Here is a 17795-nt window from a genome sequence, read left to right on the forward strand (position 1 = left end):
TTGTCGACCCTTATCCCAGGCTCCTCCGGACCGCTCCGGCCACGAAGTCCAGCCCCGCGGCGCTGCCCGGCAGCACGTTCACCATCGTGAAGAAGACGTGCATCTGGCCCTCGAACCGCCGCAGCTCGACGGGCACCCCGGCCTGGCGTAACCGCTCGGCGTACGCCTCGCCCTCGTCCCGCAGGATGTCGTACTCGGCGGTCAGGACGACCGCGGGCGGCAGGCCCGACAGGTCCGCGGCCCGCAGCGGGGAGGCGTCCGGATGCGTCCGCGCGGCCGGGTCGGGCGCGTAGTGGTCCCAGAACCAGGCCATGGCGTCGCGGGTGAGCAGGAGCTGGTTCTCCGGGTCGCTGTAGCAGGCGCCGTCCAGGTCGCAGTCCGTCGCCGGGTAGATGAGGACCTGCAGCGCGATCGCGGGGCCGCCCTCGTCGCGGGCGCGCCGGGACACGACGGCCGACAGGTTGCCGCCGGCGCTGTCGCCCGCCACGACGATCGGCAGGCCGGGGAAGGCGCCGGCCGTCCACAGCAGCGCGGTGTACGCGTCGCGGGCCGCGACCGGGTAGCGGTGCTCGGGCGCCAGCCGGTAGTCGACCAGGACCACCGCGCAGCTCGTCCGCTGGGCCAGCTGCCGTCCCAGCGTGTCGAACTCGTCGAGGGCGCCGAGGACCCAGCCCCCGCCGTGGTAGTACACGATCACGCCGCGCGGCGGCTCGGCCGGGATCAGGATCCGGGCTCCGAACGAGCCTCCGTCCTCGGCCGCGATCACGGCCTCCTCGACGCGGGCCATCGCGGGCCCCTCGCCGTACAGGTCGCGCAGCGCGCCGAACGTGACGCGCGCCTCCTCGGGACTCATCTCGTGCAGCGGCTTGGCGCCGGCCTCGCCCATCTGCAGCAGGAACCGGGTCGTCGCTTCGTCAAGGGACATGGCCGTGCACCTCACCCTGGGCCAGGAGTGATCGACGTCACCCGGAACGTTCCCTCAACGTAAGAGGAGCGAGGAAAGGCGTCAACGGACGAGCGCGGTCGGCCGGCCGTCGGTGCGCATGGACGAGGCCTCGACCACGCGGGCCCGACGGCCTGAGCGCGGTGCGGATGCCGCGGGCCTTCACGAGCGTGCAGGCCGGCCGGCGACTCACCCTCCCGATCGCCACGGAGTCGCCGGCGTCCGGCTCGCCGGATGGATCCCCAGCGGATCGCCACATGGGAGACGCCGGCTGATCGGCAACTTGTCAGCCGCGTCTCCTCTTTTTGTTTCCGAAACTTTCCGGCAATTTGTCGCCATAGGGGAATCCTATCGACGCCGTGACCCGCGCTAATGCCATCGACGAGGACAGCAACCAGGTCAGCAACATAGCAGGCCGCCAGCCTCTTGACACGATTCATTGACGACCCCTAAGTTGCCGCAATATTAACGGATCTTCTCGAAAGTTTTCGGTGTCCCCCAGCGTGACGCTTTCCCGCTGAACACCGTGGGACGACGCCGTCATCGGCCGAAAGGATGGCATGAGGGGTCAGGTACCCATCGACACGTCCACCGCGACCGGGGAGAGCCCGCCGTGGCAGGACACCCGGCTGTCACCCGCCGAACGAGCCGCGGCGCTCGTCCCGCTCATGACGCTGGAGGAGAAGGTCGCCCAGCTCGTCGGCGTCTGGGTCGGCGCCGACGCCTCAGGGGGAGGCGTCGCGCCGCACCAGAGCGAGATGACGGGCGTGGAGTGGAACACCGTCATCGGCAACGGGCTGGGCCAGCTGACCCGCCCGTTCGGGACCGCGCCGGTCGATCCCGTCGCCGGCGCCCGCTCGCTCGCCGCGTCCCAGGCGGAGATCGTGGCCGCCAGCAGGTTCGGCATCCCGGCCCAGGTCCACGAGGAGTGCCTGACCGGGTTCGCCGCCTGGGGGGCGACCGTCTACCCGGCGCCGCTGAGCTGGGGCGCGGCCTTCGACCCCGAGCTGGTCGAGGAGATGGCCGGTCAGATCGGCCGGTCGCTGCGCGCCGCCGGCGTCCACCAGGGCCTCGCCCCCGTTCTCGACGTGACCAGGGACTACCGCTGGGGCCGCACCGAGGAGACCATCGCCGAGGACCCGTACCTGGTCGGGACCGTCGGCGCGGCGTACGTGCGCGGCATCGAGGGCGCCGGGATCGTCGCCACGCTCAAGCACTTCGCCGGCTACTCCGCCTCCCGGGGCGGCCGCAACCACGCGCCCGTCGAGATGGGCCCCAGGGAGCTGGCCGACATCGTGCTGCCGCCGTTCGAGATGGCGCTGCGCCTGGGCGGCCCCCGATCGGTGATGAACTCCTACGCCGAGATCGACGGCCTTCCCGCGGGCGCCGACGAGCGCCTGCTGACCGGGCTGCTGCGCGAGGAATGGGGATTCACCGGGACGGTGGTCTCCGACTACTTCGCCGTCCGGTTCCTGCAGCGTCTGCACGGCGTCGCCGCGGAGGCGGGGGACGCGGCCGGGCTGGCGCTGCGAGCCGGGATCGACGTCGAGCTGCCGACCATTGACACCTTCGGCGCCCCGCTGATCGACGCGGTGAAGGCCGGAGAGGTCGACGAGGCCCTCATCGACCGAGCCCTGCGCCGCGTGCTGGCGCAGAAGGCCGAACTCGGCCTCCTCGACCCCGGCTGGCGGCCCCTTCCCGAGGACGTGGAAAGGCTCCGCCTCGACGACGAGACCGGCCAGGACATCGCGCTGCGCCTGGCCCGCCAGTCCATCGTGCTGCTCCGCAACACCGGCGGCGTCCTGCCGCTGGCCGCCGGCCGGCGCGTCGCCCTGGTCGGGCCGGTCGCCGACGACCCGATGGCGATGCTCGGCTGCTACACCTTCCCGGCGCACGTGGGCCCGCATCCCGAGCACGGGCTCGGCGTGGAGATCCCGTCGCTGCGCGAGGCGCTCGCCGCGCTGGTCCCGGACCTCGCGTACGTGCCGGGCTGCGACATCACCGGCGACGACACCTCCGGCATCGCCGCCGCGGCCGCCGCGGCGGCCGGCGCCGACGTGTGCGTGCTCGCCGTCGGCGACCGCGCGGGCCTGTTCGGGCGCGGCACCTCCGGCGAGGGCTGCGACGCCACCGACCTGAACCTGCCGGGCGTGCAGGCCGAGCTCGTCCAGGCCGTGCTCGCCACCGGCACACCCGTCGTGCTGGTGCTGCTCGCCGGCCGCCCGTACGCGCTGGGCGAGGCGGCCGGCGCCGCCGCGGGCGTCGTCTGCGGCTTCTTCCCCGGCCAGCGCGGCGGCCAGGCCCTCGCCGAGGTGCTCACCGGCGCGGTCAACCCGTCCGGGCGGCTGCCGGTCAGCGTGCCGCGCGACGCCGGCGGGCTCCCGTCGACGTACCTGTCGCCGCCGCTGGGCCGCAGCTCGGAGGTGTCGTCGGTGGATCCGGCGCCCGCGTTCCCGTTCGGGCACGGGCTGAGCTACACCACCTTCGAGTGGAGCGACGCCGGCGTCCGCGGGCCGGCCGAATGGCCGGTCGGCGGCGAGACGACCGTCGAGATCACGGTACGCAACACCGGGCCGCGGCCCGGCACCGAGGTCGTGCAGCTGTACCTGCACGACCCGGTGGCGCAGACGACCCGGCCGGTGGTGCGGCTGGCCGGCTACGCCCGCGTCCCGCTGGAGGCCGGGCAGGCCGCGCGCGTGTCGTTCACGGTCCCGGCCGACGTCACGTCGTTCACCGGAGTACGCGGCCGGCGCGTCGTCGAGCCCGGCGACGTCGAGCTGCGGTTCGGCCGCTCCAGCGCGGAGACGGCCGCGGCCGTGCGGTTGCGCCTGACCGGCGCCGAGCGCCAGGTCGGGCACGACAGGAAACTGCTGGCGACGGCCGGCGTCACACCCATAGCGGGGGAGAAGGCGGCGGCGTATGGCGACCGAGCCGGCCTCACGGAGTGAGGCCATGAACACGAGCGGGATGAGCACGACCCTGGACGATCCGCCGCGGGTCACGGGCCCCGACCGGCCGGACCCCGGACGGCGCAGGCGGGCTCGCCCCGGCACGTGGCGGCACGCGCTCCGCCGCGACTGGCAGCTGTACTCGCTGGCCGTCCTGCCGCTGCTGTTCTTCCTGATCTTCCGGTACGCCCCGATGATCGGCAACGTGATCGCCTTCCGGCGGTTCGAGCCCGGCGGCAGCATCTTCGGCGAGTCCTGGGTGGGCCTGCGGTACGTGAAGCTGTTCCTGAACGACCCGATGTTCTGGAACGTGTTCACCAACACGCTCGTCCTCGGCGGGCTGACCCTGCTGTTCTGCTTCCCGCTGCCCATCGCGCTGGCGCTGCTGCTCAACGAGGTGCGCAGCCGTCGCATCAAGCGGTTCCTGCAGTCGGTGTCCTACCTGCCGCATTTCCTGTCGATGGTCATCGTGGCCGCCCTCGTCATGCAGATGCTGGCCATCGACGGGCCGGTGAACCAGATGGTGAAGGCGCTCGGCGGTGAGGCCACCCCGTTCATGCAGAAACCGGAGTGGTTCCGCACGATCTTCGTCTCGTCGGAGGTCTGGCAGACGGTCGGCTGGGGGACCATCCTCTACCTGGCCGCGCTGACCACCATCGACGAGCAGCTCTACGACGCGGCCCGGATCGACGGCGCCAACCGGTGGCGGCAGATCTGGCACGTCACCCTGCCGGGCATCCGCCCGACGGCGATCACGCTGCTGATCCTCAACATCGGCACGTTCATGGCCACGGGCTTCGAGAAGGTCCTGCTGCTGTACAACCCGCTGACCTATCCGACCGCCGACGTGATCTCCACATACCTGTACCGCATGGGCGTGGAGTCCAGCAACCTGAGCTACGCCGCCGCGATCGGCCTGTTCGAGGCGCTGATCGGGATCGTGCTGATCGTGTCGGCGAACCTGATCTCCCGTCGCACAGTAGGGACTGGCCTGTGGTGACGATCGCCAAGAGCCGTGGCTACCGCGTCTTCCAAGGGATCAACGCCGTCATCCTGACCGGCGTCGTGATCGTGACGCTGTATCCCTTCGTCAACATCATCGCGCGCTCGTTCAGCGAAGAGCGCTACATCATCACCGGGCAGGTCAACCTCATCCCGCGCGGGTTCAACCTCACGACCTACCGCATCGTGGTCTCCGACCCGATGTTCTGGACGAACTACCGCAACACCGTGGTCTACACCGTCGTCGCCACGGTCATCGCGATGGTGATGACGACCTGCTACGCGTACGTGCTGTCCAAGAAGCACCTCAAGGGCCGCACGGCGCTGATCTGGGTGGCCGTCTTCACCATGATCTTCTCCGGCGGCCTGATCCCCCAGTACGTGCTCGTCAACAGCCTCGGGCTGACGAACTCCATCTGGGCCATCGTCCTGCCCAACGCCATCAGCGTCTTCAACCTCCTGGTCATGAAGGCGTTCTTCGAGGGCCTGCCGGGCGAGCTGGAGGAGGCCGCCGCCATCGACGGCCTGAACACCTACGGCATCCTGTGGCGGGTGGTGCTGCCGCTGTCGAAGGCGGTCATCGCCACGATGGTGCTGTTCTACGCGGTCTCGTTCTGGAACTCGTGGTTCACGGCGTTCCTCTACCTGAACGAGCAGGAGTTGTTCCCCGTGACCATCTACCTGCGCAACCTCATCGCGGGAGCCACCGGAGCCGAGTCCGCCGGCGCGGCGCTCTCCGAGGTGGGGCAGGCCGCCTCCAACATCCAGGCGGTGACGATCATGCTCACCGTCCTTCCCATTCTCGCGGTCTACCCCTTCGTCCAGAGGTACTTCGTCTCCGGAGTCATGCTCGGCGCGGTCAAGGGCTAGCGCCTCCCACCCCCACGGCAAAGGAATCCCCCAATGCGCGAAATCTCACGACGCCAGGCGATCGTCGGCCTGGGCGCGTTCACGCTGGTGCTCGCCGGCTGCGGCGAGGACGAAGCCCCGAAGAAGGCCGCCGACGTGTCCGCGAACAAGGCGGGCGCGATGGCCGGCTACGCCGCCGGCCAGCAGTTCAAGGCCACCGAGCCGGTCTCGTTCGACGTGCTCTACAACAACCACCCGTTCTATCCGCTCAAGAACGACTGGCTGTTCTGGCAAGAGCTGACCAAGCGGACCAACGTCACGCTCAAGCCCGTGGCGGTGCCGCTCAGCGACTACGAGAAGAAGCGCGGCCTGCTGGTGGGCTCCGGTCAGGCTCCGCTCATCATCCCGAAGACCTACCACCCGGCCGAGGAGGCGTTCGTGTCCTCCGGCGCCATCCTGCCGGTCAGCGACTACATGGACCTGATGCCGAACTTCAAGGACAGGGTCGCCAAGTGGCGGATGGAGCCCGAGCTGAACACGCTCCGGCAGTCCGACGGCCGCTTCTATCTGCTGCCCGGCCTCCACGAGGAGATCTGGGTCGACTACTCCCTGGTGATCAGGACCGACATCCTGGAGAAGCTCGGCCTGGAGGTCCCGAAGACCTGGGACGAGCTGTACACCGTGCTCAAGGCGATGAAGAAGGAGTACCCCGACAACTACCCCATGACCGACCGGTGGGGCGTCCCCACGCCGGGCGGCAACCTGCTCAAGATCGTCGCCCAGGCGTACGGCACCAAGGGCGGCTGGGAGTACCAGCACGCGACCTGGGACTCCGCCGCCGGGAAGTTCGCCTACACCGGCGCCATGCCGCAGTACAAGCAGATGATCGAGTATCTGCGCAAGCTGGTGGACGAGAAGCTGCTCGACCCGGAGAGCTTCACGCAGCAGGACGAGCAGGCCAAGCAGAAGTTCAACTCAGGCAAGTCCTTCGTCATGAGCGCCAACGCGCAGACGATCGTCAACGACCACCGGGCGACGCTGGAGAAGACCGTCCAAGGCGCCAAGATCGTCAAGATCCCGGTGCCCATGGGCCCGATCGGGGAGTACAAGATCGCCCCCCGCACCGAGAACGGCGTCATGATCTCCAAGAAGGCCCTGGAGAACAAGAACTTCGTCGCCATGATGCAGTTCATCGACTGGCTCTACTACTCCGACCAGGGCCAGGAGTTCGCCAAGTGGGGCGTCGAGGGCACCACCTTCACCAAGGACGCCGCCGGCGCCTACAAGCTCGCCAAGGATGTCGACTTCGTCGGGCTCAACCCCGGCGTGCCCAAGCACCTGCAGAAGGACTTCGGTTTCCACAACGGCGTGTTCACCTACGGCGGCACCACCAAGCTGCTGCAGTCCACCTTCTCCGAGGAGGAGCTGGAGTTCCAGAAGGTGATGAACGCCAGGAAGCCCTGGCCGGTCGAGCCGCCGCGCCCGTTCACCGACGAGGAGCGCGAGCAGGCCTCGCTGTGGGAGACGCCGCTGAAGGACCACGTCACCCAGAACACGCTCAAGTTCATCCTCGGCGAGCGCGACCTGAGCGAGTGGGACGCCTACGTCAAGGAGCTGGAGGCCAAGAACATGACCTCCTACATGAACCTGGTCACCACCGCCTACGAGCGGTTCAAGAAGGAACACGGCTGATCGGCGGGACGCCGCCGTGGTGGGACAGCAGGCGGGACGGCAGGCGGCCGCCCGGCCGGGAGGAGGAGATTCGATGAGTGAGGCGACGGCCGGACGGCGCTTCGGCGCGGGTCCGCTCTCGCGCGCCGCCGCGCTGATCTACAGCCTGCTGGTGGTCGAGGGCCTGTTCCTGGTCACGGCCGCGCCCGGCCTGGTCGCGCTGACCCTGCTCGGACGCGACGCGAGCAACGTGCCGCTGGCGGCCGCGTGCGCGCTGCCGCTCGGCCCGGCGCTGTCCGCCGCCCTCTACGCGCTGCGTCATCGCAGCAGGGACCTCGCGGACCTCCATCCGGCGGCGGCGTTCTGGCGCGGCTACAGGGCCAACGTGCGCGGGGTGCTGAAGATCTGGGTGCCGTGGCTGGCGGTGGTCGCCGTCGTCGGCACGAACCTGGCGAACTTCGCCGCCGCCGGCGTGCCCGGGTGGTGGGCGGTCCTGCTGGTGCTCGTCGCGGCGGCGGCGATGTTGTGGGTGGCCAACGCGTTGGTGATCACGTCCCTGTTCGAGTTCCGGGCGGTGGACGTGGCCCGGCTGGCCTCGTACGTCCTCACGCGCCACCCCAAGGCCACCCTGGCCAACGCCTCCCTGCTGGTCGTCGCGGGCGGCGCCACGCTGGTGGCCACCGAGCTGCTGCCGGCGCTCCTGGCCTCGGCGTTCGCGGCGGCCCTGCTGTGGAACAGCCGCCCGGTGATCGCCGAGGTCCAGGAGGAGTTCACCGCCTGAGCCCTCCCAGGGGAGCTCGGTGATCAGGCGCAGTCAGGGGATGCGCCGGCCGTGCGCGTCGGGCATCCCCGACTTGCGGGAGAAGTAGGCGTTGATCTGGTCGCGCCACTCCTCGGCGCAGCGGAGCTGCTCGCCGAGCAGCTCCCTCACCCGGGCGTACAGCGCCGGCTCCACCAGCCCGGAGCCGTCAAGCTTGTCCCAGCGCGTCCGCATCTCGGCCACCTGCTCGGCGCCGGCGAAGTGGGTGTCGTAGATGTGCTGGATGACGGTCGAGCCGCTGTGCAGCTTGTGCCCGTACGGCACGTGATGGAAGAACAGCAACAGCTCGTCGGGGCACCGGCCGGGGGACTCGTAGACGTCCGACCACGGCTGCGGGTACTGGCCGGTGAAACCCGTGCCGGAGGCGCGGGTGCGGTCCACGCCGACGCCGTCCCGATCGGCGAAGTGGTACGTCCCCCACGGCGTGTACTCGTAGCCGTCCACGTCGGGGCCGTAGTGGTGCCCGGACCGGACCATGAAGCCCACGCCCAGCGGCGCCGTGTAGCTCTCATAGGTACGCCAGGAGCCGTCCATCATCGCGTGCAGCGTGCGCCGCAGCGGCTCGGCGGCCGGGGCGAAGGTGAGGCCGATCCACTCGTCGAGGACGGCCGCCGGGTCCAGGCGCGGGTCCCAGGCGAGGCGGCCGAAGGCGTACAGGTTGGCCTGGGCGAGCGGATGCCCCGTCCAGAACGGGTCGTCGCCGACGTTGGAGACCGCGACGAGGCCGCCGCCGGCCGCCACGTCCGCCACGGCGGGCCCGTCCGCCCCCCACGGGCCGAACCGGAGCACCTCGCTCCACAACGGGGCCAGGTAGCACACGTGTTTCTGCTGACCGGTGTACTCCTGCGTCACCTGGAACTCCACCGCCAGGCGGGTGCCCGGCATGGCCGCGATCACCGGCGACACCGGCTCGCGCGGCTGGAAGTCCATCGGGCCGTACTTCACCTGCAGGATCGCGTTGTCGCGGAAGCGCCCGTCGAGCGGGGCGAAGTGGTCATGGGCGGCGCGGGCGCGGTCGGTCGACCTGTCGCGCCAGTCCTGCCGGTGGTTGTAGACGAAGGCCCGCCAGTGCACGACACCGCCGTGCGGGGCCAGGGCGTCGGCGAGCAGGTTGGCGCCGTCGGCGTGGGTGCGCTCGTACGCGAACGGCCCCGGCTGCCCCTCCGAGTCCGCCTTCACCACATATCCCCCGAAGTCGGGGATCGTGGCGTACACCCGCTCCGTGGCCGTCGCCCACCACCGCCGCACGTCCTCGTCGAGCGGGTCGGCGGTCGGCAGCCCGCCGAGCGCGACGGGGGAGGCGAAGGTGACCGACAGGTGCACGCGGATCCCGTACGGTCGCAGCTCGGCGGCGATCGCGGCGACCTCGCCGAGCCGGTCGGTCAGCAGGCGGGCCTCGGCGGCGTGCACGTTCACGTTGTTGATCGCGACCGCGTTGATCCCGCAGGCGGCCAGCAGCCGCCCGTACGCCCGCACCCGCGTCAGATCCGCGCGCAGGACGCCGTCCCGCCAGAAGATCGACCCGCCCGCGTAGCCGCGCTCGACCTGGCCCATGACCGGATGCACGTCGATGTTGTCCCAGTGGTCGAGCATGCGCCGCCGCGTCGCGGGCCGGTGCCGCTCCACCGGCCGATCGGCGCCGAACGCCGGCTCGCCCAGCCGTACCACGTGGAACAGGCCGTAGAGCAGGCCGGCCGGATCGTCGGCGAGCACGACCGTGACGCCGTCGCGGCGGGCCAGCACGTAACCCTCAGCGCCGGCCGGCCCCGCCTCGTCCCTGATCGCCGCCGCCACGGCCGGCAGCGCCTCGGCCGCCGAGAGCGCCAGCACAAGGTCGGACGGGCCGTCGCCGGTCCGCCGCACGCTGCCGCCGTACCGCTCGCAGGCGCGCGCGACCTCGGCGTGCACGGTCTCGGCGAGCGTGCCGTCGCCGCGCACGAGGGCACGGCGTGCGCCGATCGCCCGGAACGCCTCCGGCGGCAGCCACGCCGCGTGCACGTCGGTCAGCTCAGGAATGGTCACGAAGCTCCTCCGGTCAGGCGGGCCGAGCCGTCACGGAGAATCTACCGAAAGCGATGATCGCCGATCAGACCAGCCCGACGATGAAGCCCTCGTCCTTGATGCCCAGGTACGCCGCCGGGCGGAAGCGCCCCATCGCCTCCTCGATGACCGGGATGTACTTCGGGTTCGAGCCGAGCGGCAGCCGGTAGCCGTTCTTGACCGTGTGGAACTCCCACAGGTGCTCCATGCCCGGGTGACGCGCCCGGAAGCCCGGGTCGGCGGGGAAGAGGTCGAGGCGGACCATGATCTTGCGCAGGATGTAGTCGGCCGGCTGGACGCGGCGCTGCTTGGTGCGCGAGATGCCCACCCCGGACAGCTCGGCCCACGGGACCGCCCACGGCTTGCCCTGCGGATCGTCCCAGCGCACGCCGAAGGCGTCGAAGACCAGCCGGCGCGGCCGGTTCAGCCGGCGCCAGGCGATGATCGGCAGCAGGCCGATGGACAGGAAGACCAGCGCGAAGACCACGCCGACCACCGAGCCGCCCGAGCCGCCCGTGACCTGTCCGGTGATCGACCAGTAGAGCGTCATGACCCCGATGACACCGGCGACCGAGCCGCCGATCAGCGCCTTCACCTTGGCGTCCCCGCCGACGTCGATCACCACGGGCGGGGGATGCGGGGCGTTGAACTGTGGCTGATGAGGGCCATATGTCATGAAAGGGCACGTTAGTACTGGGTGGTGAGCTGTCCGGCACATTTCAGGGTTTTGCGAAGCGTGCCGTCAGGTGATCAGCGCGTTGACGACGAGCACTTCCTCGCCCGCGGGCCCGCCCAGCCGGATCGACACCTCCCAGGCCCCGGTCATCGGGAACAGCTCGCCCTCGGCCACGAAACGGCCGGGCGCGGCCTCCCGCGCGGCGATCTCCGGCGTGGAGTGCCCCATGCCGGTCATCACCGCCGACAGGGCCACGGTGTCCGGGTCGCCCGAGGTCACCTGCACCTCCACGGAGACACGGCCGGTCGCCGGCTTGCCGATGACGACGGTGACGGCGTAGCGGGCGCCCGTGCTGGTGGCCCGGAGCGGCTCGGACCCCAGCCCGCGGCCCACGATGAAGATCACCACAGCCGCGACGACGAGGACGACGGCGATCACGATCCGCCTCACCGGGTGCCCTCCGGCGCAGTCACGTCGACGGTGAACGGCACCGTCACGATCCGGTCGCCGAGGGCGTACTGGGCCCAGGCGAGATACCGTCCGGCCCGCGGGAAGCTGAACGTGAACCGCAGCCGCGGCCCGCCCGAGCCCATCTCGTGCACGTGGCCCAGGAAGGCGCCGTCCTGGCTGCGGACGATCAGATGACCGCTCATGCCCAGCCACGGCCGTACGCTTCCCGAGGCGTCGAGCTCGATCGTCGCCGGCCGGCCCGCCACCGGAACGGCGGGCTGCGACCGCGGCCGCGCGCCGACGCCGGAGACCGAGCCGCTTTCCGGGCCGCTTTCCGGGCCTTCCGGCCCCTTGCCCTCGACGCTGAACCGCCCGGTGAGAAGCTGCCCTCCGGAGTCCTCCCGCTCCAGCTCGGCGTGGGCGATGTACGCACCGGCCCGGTCCGCCCGCAGCCTGACCTCCAGCCGCCCCGGCGCGGTGCGCAGCGGATGCACGTGCCGGAAATGGCGCCCGTCCTCGCTGGTGACGACCACGTGGGCGAGCGCCTCATGATGGAGCGCGAGGTCGTCCACGGGCCGCCCGGTGGACCCGTCGACGAGATCGACCCGCAAGGTGAACTCCTCTCCCGCGGCCGGCCGCGCCGGAACCGTCTCCATCCGCGCCTGGACGAACGGCCGCCCGCCCGCCTGCGCCGTCACCACGGGCGCCGCGCCGTCAGGCGGTCCCGCGGGCAGCATCGGCTCGAACACGATGACCATGACGGCCATCGTCAGCCCGGCGGCGGCGCCACCGCCCAGCAGCACGGCGCGGCCCGGCCGGGCCAGCGCCCCGGTGAGCAGCCCGCCCACCAGCAGCAGCCCCGCCAGGAAGAACCCGCCGTAGATCAGGAACTCCGCCCCGGACCCGCGCTCCACGAGAACGCGGAACGGCACCACGGCCACCTCGTTCCCGGCCCGCAGTGTGAGCTCGTGCGGCCCGGTCCGCTCCACCTTGAGCTCCACGTACTCCGGGTCGCGCGCCGCCGCCCGCGCCACGCCCGTGACCGCGCGCCCGTCCTCGACCGACCGCACCTCCAGCTCGACCGGCAGGCCGGTGACCGGCTGGTAGGCGATGACCCCGATCCGCAGCGGCCCGGGAACGCGCGTCGTCCCCTTGACGACCACCGTGAGCTCCGTGCCCGCGATCGTCTGGGCGATCCGCAGATCCGCCCCGGCCGAGACGTTGTGCGCCGCCGCCGGGGCGGCGCACACCAGAACCGGCACGAGGGCTACGACCAGGCAGAGAAGCCGCCTGATCATGCCTTGTCGGCGTCGACCGGATCCGGCACCGCGCCGGCCGCTTCCACCGGGGCGCTCGCGCCGGCCGGAACGGTCGCGCCGGCCGGGGTGACCACGACCGGCGAGGCTTCGGCGGCGGCCGGGGTGACCGCGTTGGGCAGGAACAGCGCCCCGAGTGCCAGCCCGAGCAACCCCGCCACGATCGGCGCTCCCGTCCACAGCTCCGTCACGCCGGGCAGCCCGCCGCCCGTCGCCGAGGCGACCCCGATGTACAGCGACCACGTGGCGAAGGCCGACAGCCCGGCGAACGCCCAGTAGGCCGACCGCCGCGCGCCCGACGGCCGCAGCCACTGGATCAGCAGATCGCTGACGACGCCCGCGGCCACGATGGCCAGCAGGATCGACAGGTTCTCGAACGCCGTCTGCGCGCCCGGCATGAGCACCGCGACCGCGTACATGACGCTCACGCTCCCGAACGGCAGCCGCCACCGCCGCACCAGCAGCAGCACCGGGGCGAGCAGGACGATGTTGGTGAGGGCGAGCGTGGTGGCCAGCCGGTCGGCGCCCGGGTCGTCCAGGTTGGAGAAGGCCTCCACGATGCGCACGGCGCGCCACTGCAGGGCGTCGCCGTACGACAGGAACAACGACACCAGCGTGGTGGCGAACGCGAGCCCGATCAGCGCCGGCAGCAGCCTGCCGAGCGACGGCCGCGCGCCCATGTCGTGGGCGTTCCACACGGAGCGGACCGGCGTGGTGATGATGAGCAGCATCGTCGTGATCAGGCCCAGATGCGACGGGCTGAACAGGATGTCGATGGTCCGCTCGATGCCGAGGAAGGTGTGCCACATCATGTCGGCGAAACCGAACGCCGCGAATGCGGGAATCGCGACGAGCCCGGCCAGGTAGCCCATGGGCACCGCCGCCAGGCCCTGCCGGCCGGCGCGCACGTTCCGCCACACCTGCCAGATGATCCAGCTGGAAACGGCCGCGAATCCGGAGTAGAAGGCCGCGTGCCACGGCGTGAAGAACGTCTCCAGCTTCGCGTCGAGGTTGGTGTGCGCCCAGGCATCGATCATCAGCCCGACGCCGAACCACACCCCGAGCAGCGCCGTGACGAGGTCCGTACGGAGCGACACCCATTCACGCGGCTGCCCTGTGTCTGCCAGTAACCGGCGTACGCCGGCATTTGCCAAAGCCACCTCGGGCCTCCCTTCTTTGACGTCGATCTTTCCAGATGCGGTGGAAAAAGGGAGAACCCAATATCGGGCTTCGAATGTGGCGTGGAGTAATGAGGAAATCGCCCTCGGTTCAAATGCGCACTTAGTGAAATACGGGTTTTCCCGCGGGGCGACCGGCCGGCGCCGGCGAGGTGTGAGCCACATCACGCCGGTTTCCCGGTCCTGCCGGTCACCTTTTCCCCGCCCGTCCGTCATAGCGGTGGATCTCGAGAGGAGCATGAAATGACGAACACCGGCCTGCGAAGCACCGTCAAGGGCGCCGTCCTGCTGCCCGGCGAGGACGGCTTCGAGCAGGCGTCCAAGGCATGGAACCTGTCGGTGGAGCAACAGGTGGCCGCTGTCGTCCAGGCCGAGGGCGCCGGCGACGTGGCGGCCGCGGTCAGCGGCCGGGCCGCACGGGCTGACCGGGCTGGCCGGCAGCAGTCCCGTCGTGAGCGTGACCGGCTACACCCTCGGCGGCGGGATGAGCTGGTTCGGCCGCAAGCACGGCTTCGCCGCCGACGGCGTGCGGGCCTTCGACGTGGTCACCGCCGGCGGCGAGCCGGCCAGGGTGACCGCGGACTCCAACCCCGACCTGTTCTGGGCGCTGCGCGGCGGAGGCGGCGACGAGACCGGCGGGCGGGCGCTGCCGGCCCGCCTCGATCGTGGCGACGTGATCGCCGACAAGCGCGGCCCGGTCGCCGTGGCGGACCTGGGCGACATCACCGCCGAGCCCACCGACCCGGCGGCGGGCGCAAGCCGTACACGATGCTGGCGCGGGGCGAGCGGGCGGTGCCGTCGCTATTTGACGGCACCGCTGGTGATCCCCGAGATGATCTTCCGCTGGGCGACCGCGAAGACCGCGATCAGCGGCAGGCTCATCAGCACCACGTACGCGAAGATGAGGTGCCAGTTGTTCAGGTAGAGGCCCGCGCTCGCCACCCGGAAGAGGTTCAGCGGCAGCGTGTCCACCCGGCCGCCGATGACGAAGAAGGCGTAGAAGACGTCGTTCCACACGTACAGGCAGACCAGGATCGTCGCCGTGGCCAGCACCGGCCGCAGCAGCGGCAGCACCACCAGCCAGAACACCTTCATCGGACCGGCCCCGTCCATCTGCGCCGCCTCCTCCAGCGAGGACGGGATCGTCCGCACGAACCCGGTGACGAAGAAGATCACCGTGGACATGTAGATGCCCATGTACACGCCGATCATCCCGACCGCGGTGCCGGCCAGGCCGAGCTGGCGCAGCAGCAGCACCACGGTCACCACCGCGGGCGGCAGCACGATGCCGCTGATCGCCAGCGCGTACAGCACCGCGTTGAGCCGGGTGGCGCGGCGGGCCAGGATCCAGGCGGCCATCGACCCGAACAGCAGCACCCCGAGCACGGCGGGCACGACCACGAGCAGGCTGCCCAGCGACGCCGGCAGCACCTCGCCTTCCACCCACACCTGGCGCAGGTTGTCCAGCAGGTGCCACTCGGAGGGCGGCGACAGATCGGGGTTCAGCGCCTCGCCGCGCGACTTGCCGGCCGTCACCAGCACCAGCCACAGCGGGACGCCGATGGCGACGAGCACCAGGACGGGGGTGACCACGGGCTGCAGCCACCGCCACAGCCGCGCGTCGCTCACGCTCACAGGACCTCCTCCCGCTTGCGCAGGACGTAGATGACGGGGAACGCCATGAGGGCCACCAGCAGGAACAGCACCAGGCTCATCGTCGTGGCCTGCGCGAACAGGCCCTGGCCGAACGTGCGGTAGATGAAGATGTTGAGGATCTCCGTCGTGCGGGCCGGGCCGCCGCCCGTCGTGGCCTGGGCGATGTCGAAGCCGTTCATCGACCCCAGCAGCGCCGTCGCCACGTTGAACGTGATCGCCGGCGCCAGCAGCGGGAACCGGACCGTCCAGAACGTCCGCCACCGCGACGCCCCGTCGATCCGGGCCGCCTCGATGATGTCCTCCGGGATGGTCTTCAGCCCGGCCAGGTAGATGAGCATCGACAGCCCCATCCACTTCCACGCGTGGATCAGCGCCACCACGACGATCGTCCACGTCGTGTCGCCCAGCCACGCGAAATCCGTCCCCAGCAGCCGGTTCAGGCTGCCGGCCGGCTTGAGCAGGGCCTGGAAGATGTAGCCGACGGCCAGCGCGGACATCAGCACCGGGATGAGGAAGAACACCCGGGCGATCCGGTTGAGCACGGTGTCGCGTTCGAGCAGCACGGCCAGGCCGAAGCCGAACGCGTTCTGGAAGATCGCGACCAGCACCGCGTACACCACCGTGACCCGCAGCGACCGGAACAGCGTGCCGTTCGAGGCGAGGTCGGTGAAGTTGTCCAGGCCGACCGGCCGGATCCCGCTCTTGAAACCCGACCAGTCGGTGAAGGCGTAGACGAAGTTGAACAACGTCGGCAGGAAGAAGAACACCAGCAGGATGGCGAACGCGGGCGCCATGAACCACATCGGATGGGTCCGCCGCCGGATCGCCGGCCGGCCCCGCGTCGCCACACTGCGCGGAGCGGTCGCCCGCGCCGTCGTGAGCATGTGATTACCCCTGGAATCCGGGCGCTCCGGCCGCCTTGGCGAGCTGCGCGAACTGCTCCTGCGTGGCCGCGGCGACCTTCTCCGGCGTCAACGTCCCGTTGATCATGTCGGCCAGGTTCAGGTACAGGTCCGGGTTGGCGACCGCGAGCGCCTGCATCGACCCGACCGCCGCCGGCAGCGAGGCGTGCACGTCGAGCAGCGCCTGCGGCACGCCCTCCGGGCTGGGCACCGACGGCTGCAGCGAGACGGTGTCGCGGTCGGTGATGAAGTCCTTGTACGCGGGCCCCATCCAGTACGCCAGCAGCTGCCGCGCCGCGGCCTCCCGCTTGGCGTCACCGGTCTTGAACGCCACCAGCGCGTTGGACTGGTCGGGGATGAACGTGCCGACGTTGCCCGACGGCGAGATCGGGAAGAACCCGATCTTCTTGTTCAGCGTCGCGGTGTCGGCCGTGGCCTGCAGCTGCCCGAAGAACGAGTTGACCTGCACCACCATGGCGGCCTTGCCGGACAGCAGCGCCGCGCCCTGATCCTCGAACTTGGCGGTCTTGATGTCGGTGTTGAACAGCCCCTCGTCGATCAGCGACTTGTACGTCTTGATCGCGTCCAGGATGGTCTTGTCCTCGAACTTCTCCTTGCCGGTGTTGACCCGCTCCCACAGGCCGTCCTTGGCGGCGTCGGCCAGCTGCACCTGCACCCACCACTGCGTGGCCCACTTGTCGCCGGCCATCTCGAAGAACGGCGTGACGCCCTCGGCCTTGAGCTTGCGCCCCAGCTCCACCATCTCGCCGAAGTTCTTCGGCGTCTCGGTGATCTTGTTGGCGGCGAAGACCTCCTTGTTGTAGTAGACGCCCTCGACGGCCGGGCTGGTGATCAGCGCGGCGTACCGGGCGCCGTCCAGGAGGCCGGTGATGTCGCGCAGGTCGGGCGCCAGCTGCGCCAGCCACGGCGCGTCGTTCAGCGGCTGGAGGTTCGCCTTGGCGTTGATCGCGGTCAGCATCGACGCGGTGGGCTGCCAGAACGCCAGGTCGGGCTTGTCGCCGGTGGCGACCTTGGTCTGCACGCCCTGCTCGTACGGGTCGGGGATGGTGACGACCTCCACCGTGGCGCCGGTCGCCTGCTGGAAGCCCTCGATGACCTTCTTGGGCACGGTGTTGCTGTTCTGGGCGGCCCAGATCGTCAGCTTGACGCCGTCCAGCTTGGCCTGGGGGTCGGGCCAGGCCGCGGCGGCGGCCGTGCCGGCAGGGGCCTCCGCGGTCTGGACGGAGGGGTCGCTGCAGGCGGTGAGCCCGAGCGCGAGCGCCGCCACACCGGCGACTGCTGTCCATCTGTTGTTCATGCTGATCTCTTTCGGCCTGATCTCAT

At 70.6% G+C, this 17795-nt stretch carries 14 protein-coding genes; 5 read left to right on the forward strand and 9 right to left on the reverse strand.

The features are described 5' to 3' along the window. Positions 1-10: 10 nt before the first annotated feature. The gene (locus tag ACIBX3_RS53245) at positions 11-925 is read right to left on the reverse strand and encodes an alpha/beta hydrolase (RefSeq protein ID WP_397128448.1); all 915 of its coding nucleotides are present in this window, start codon (positions 923-925) and stop codon (positions 11-13) included. Positions 926-1503: 578 nt separating this feature from the next. Here ACIBX3_RS53245 and ACIBX3_RS53250 point away from each other — a divergent pair. The 5 genes from ACIBX3_RS53250 (at position 1504) to ACIBX3_RS53270 (ending at position 8194) form a co-directional block, all read left to right on the forward strand. After that, a complete protein-coding gene (locus ACIBX3_RS53250) occupies positions 1504-3891 on the forward strand; it encodes a glycoside hydrolase family 3 N-terminal domain-containing protein (protein WP_397128449.1) in 2388 nt (795 codons plus the stop codon). 4 nt (positions 3892-3895) lie between these two features. Further along, complete coding sequence (locus ACIBX3_RS53255; RefSeq protein ID WP_397128450.1) at positions 3896-4891, forward strand: ABC transporter permease; 996 nt, start codon at positions 3896-3898, stop codon at positions 4889-4891. Next, positions 4888-5763, forward strand: a complete 876-nt coding sequence (locus ACIBX3_RS53260; RefSeq protein ID WP_397128451.1) for a carbohydrate ABC transporter permease — start codon at positions 4888-4890, stop codon at positions 5761-5763. The genes ACIBX3_RS53255 and ACIBX3_RS53260 overlap by 4 nt, the downstream gene beginning before the upstream one ends. A gap of 33 nt (positions 5764-5796) precedes the next feature. Then, positions 5797-7434, forward strand: a complete 1638-nt coding sequence (locus tag ACIBX3_RS53265) for an extracellular solute-binding protein (RefSeq protein ID WP_397128452.1) — start codon at positions 5797-5799, stop codon at positions 7432-7434. Positions 7435-7507: 73 nt separating this feature from the next. Next, entirely contained in the window at positions 7508-8194 is a 687-nt protein-coding gene (locus tag ACIBX3_RS53270; protein WP_397128453.1) for a hypothetical protein, read from the forward strand. 33 nt (positions 8195-8227) lie between these two features. Here ACIBX3_RS53270 and ACIBX3_RS53275 read toward each other — a convergent pair whose 3' ends face one another. The 8 genes from ACIBX3_RS53275 to ACIBX3_RS53310 all read right to left on the reverse strand — a co-directional run bounded on the left by ACIBX3_RS53275 (position 8228) and on the right by ACIBX3_RS53310 (position 17769). Continuing rightward, positions 8228-10255 carry an alpha-glucuronidase gene (locus tag ACIBX3_RS53275; protein WP_397128454.1) on the reverse strand — a complete coding sequence of 676 codons (2028 nt, stop codon included), beginning with the start codon at positions 10253-10255 and terminating at the stop codon, positions 8228-8230. Positions 10256-10319: 64 nt separating this feature from the next. Next, positions 10320-10949: a hypothetical protein gene (locus ACIBX3_RS53280; RefSeq protein ID WP_397128455.1), complete on the reverse strand. Its 630-nt coding sequence runs from the start codon at positions 10947-10949 to the stop codon at positions 10320-10322. 66 nt (positions 10950-11015) lie between these two features. After that, positions 11016-11399 (reverse strand): hypothetical protein, encoded by a 384-nt coding sequence (locus ACIBX3_RS53285; protein ID WP_397128456.1) that lies wholly within the window; start codon positions 11397-11399, stop codon positions 11016-11018. Continuing rightward, positions 11396-12697: a hypothetical protein gene (locus ACIBX3_RS53290; protein ID WP_397128457.1), complete on the reverse strand. Its 1302-nt coding sequence runs from the start codon at positions 12695-12697 to the stop codon at positions 11396-11398. Before ACIBX3_RS53290 ends, ACIBX3_RS53285 begins: the two co-directional genes overlap by 4 nt. Continuing rightward, positions 12694-13812, reverse strand: coding sequence for a hypothetical protein (locus tag ACIBX3_RS53295; RefSeq protein ID WP_397128458.1), 1119 nt, complete (start codon positions 13810-13812; stop codon positions 12694-12696). The genes ACIBX3_RS53290 and ACIBX3_RS53295 overlap by 4 nt, the downstream gene beginning before the upstream one ends. A gap of 882 nt (positions 13813-14694) precedes the next feature. Next, complete coding sequence (locus ACIBX3_RS53300) at positions 14695-15528, reverse strand: carbohydrate ABC transporter permease (protein ID WP_397128459.1); 834 nt, start codon at positions 15526-15528, stop codon at positions 14695-14697. Next, positions 15525-16433, reverse strand: coding sequence for a carbohydrate ABC transporter permease (locus tag ACIBX3_RS53305; RefSeq protein ID WP_397128460.1), 909 nt, complete (start codon positions 16431-16433; stop codon positions 15525-15527). Before ACIBX3_RS53305 ends, ACIBX3_RS53300 begins: the two co-directional genes overlap by 4 nt. A 4-nt stretch (positions 16434-16437) precedes the next feature. Next, complete coding sequence (locus tag ACIBX3_RS53310; protein WP_397128461.1) at positions 16438-17769, reverse strand: ABC transporter substrate-binding protein; 1332 nt, start codon at positions 17767-17769, stop codon at positions 16438-16440. Between the last annotated feature and the right edge of the window lie 26 nt (positions 17770-17795).

Source organism: Nonomuraea sp. NPDC049480 (assembly GCF_044465905.1).
Classification (GTDB): domain Bacteria; phylum Actinomycetota; class Actinomycetes; order Streptosporangiales; family Streptosporangiaceae; genus Nonomuraea.

Excerpts from the sequence above, each read along its gene's own strand:
- ACIBX3_RS53305 (WP_397128460.1), bottom strand. The coding sequence starts at position 16,433 with ATGCTCACGACGGCGCGGGCGACCGCTCCGCGCAGTGTGGCGACGCGG.
- ACIBX3_RS53255 (WP_397128450.1), top strand. The coding sequence starts at position 3,896 with ATGAACACGAGCGGGATGAGCACGACCCTGGACGATCCGCCGCGGGTC.
- ACIBX3_RS53245 (WP_397128448.1), bottom strand. The coding sequence starts at position 925 with ATGTCCCTTGACGAAGCGACGACCCGGTTCCTGCTGCAGATGGGCGAG.
- ACIBX3_RS53270 (WP_397128453.1), top strand. The coding sequence starts at position 7,508 with ATGAGTGAGGCGACGGCCGGACGGCGCTTCGGCGCGGGTCCGCTCTCG.
- ACIBX3_RS53310 (WP_397128461.1), bottom strand. The coding sequence starts at position 17,769 with ATGAACAACAGATGGACAGCAGTCGCCGGTGTGGCGGCGCTCGCGCTC.
- ACIBX3_RS53250 (WP_397128449.1), top strand. The coding sequence starts at position 1,504 with ATGAGGGGTCAGGTACCCATCGACACGTCCACCGCGACCGGGGAGAGC.
- ACIBX3_RS53265 (WP_397128452.1), top strand. The coding sequence starts at position 5,797 with ATGCGCGAAATCTCACGACGCCAGGCGATCGTCGGCCTGGGCGCGTTC.
- ACIBX3_RS53280 (WP_397128455.1), bottom strand. The coding sequence starts at position 10,949 with ATGACATATGGCCCTCATCAGCCACAGTTCAACGCCCCGCATCCCCCG.
- ACIBX3_RS53290 (WP_397128457.1), bottom strand. The coding sequence starts at position 12,697 with ATGATCAGGCGGCTTCTCTGCCTGGTCGTAGCCCTCGTGCCGGTTCTG.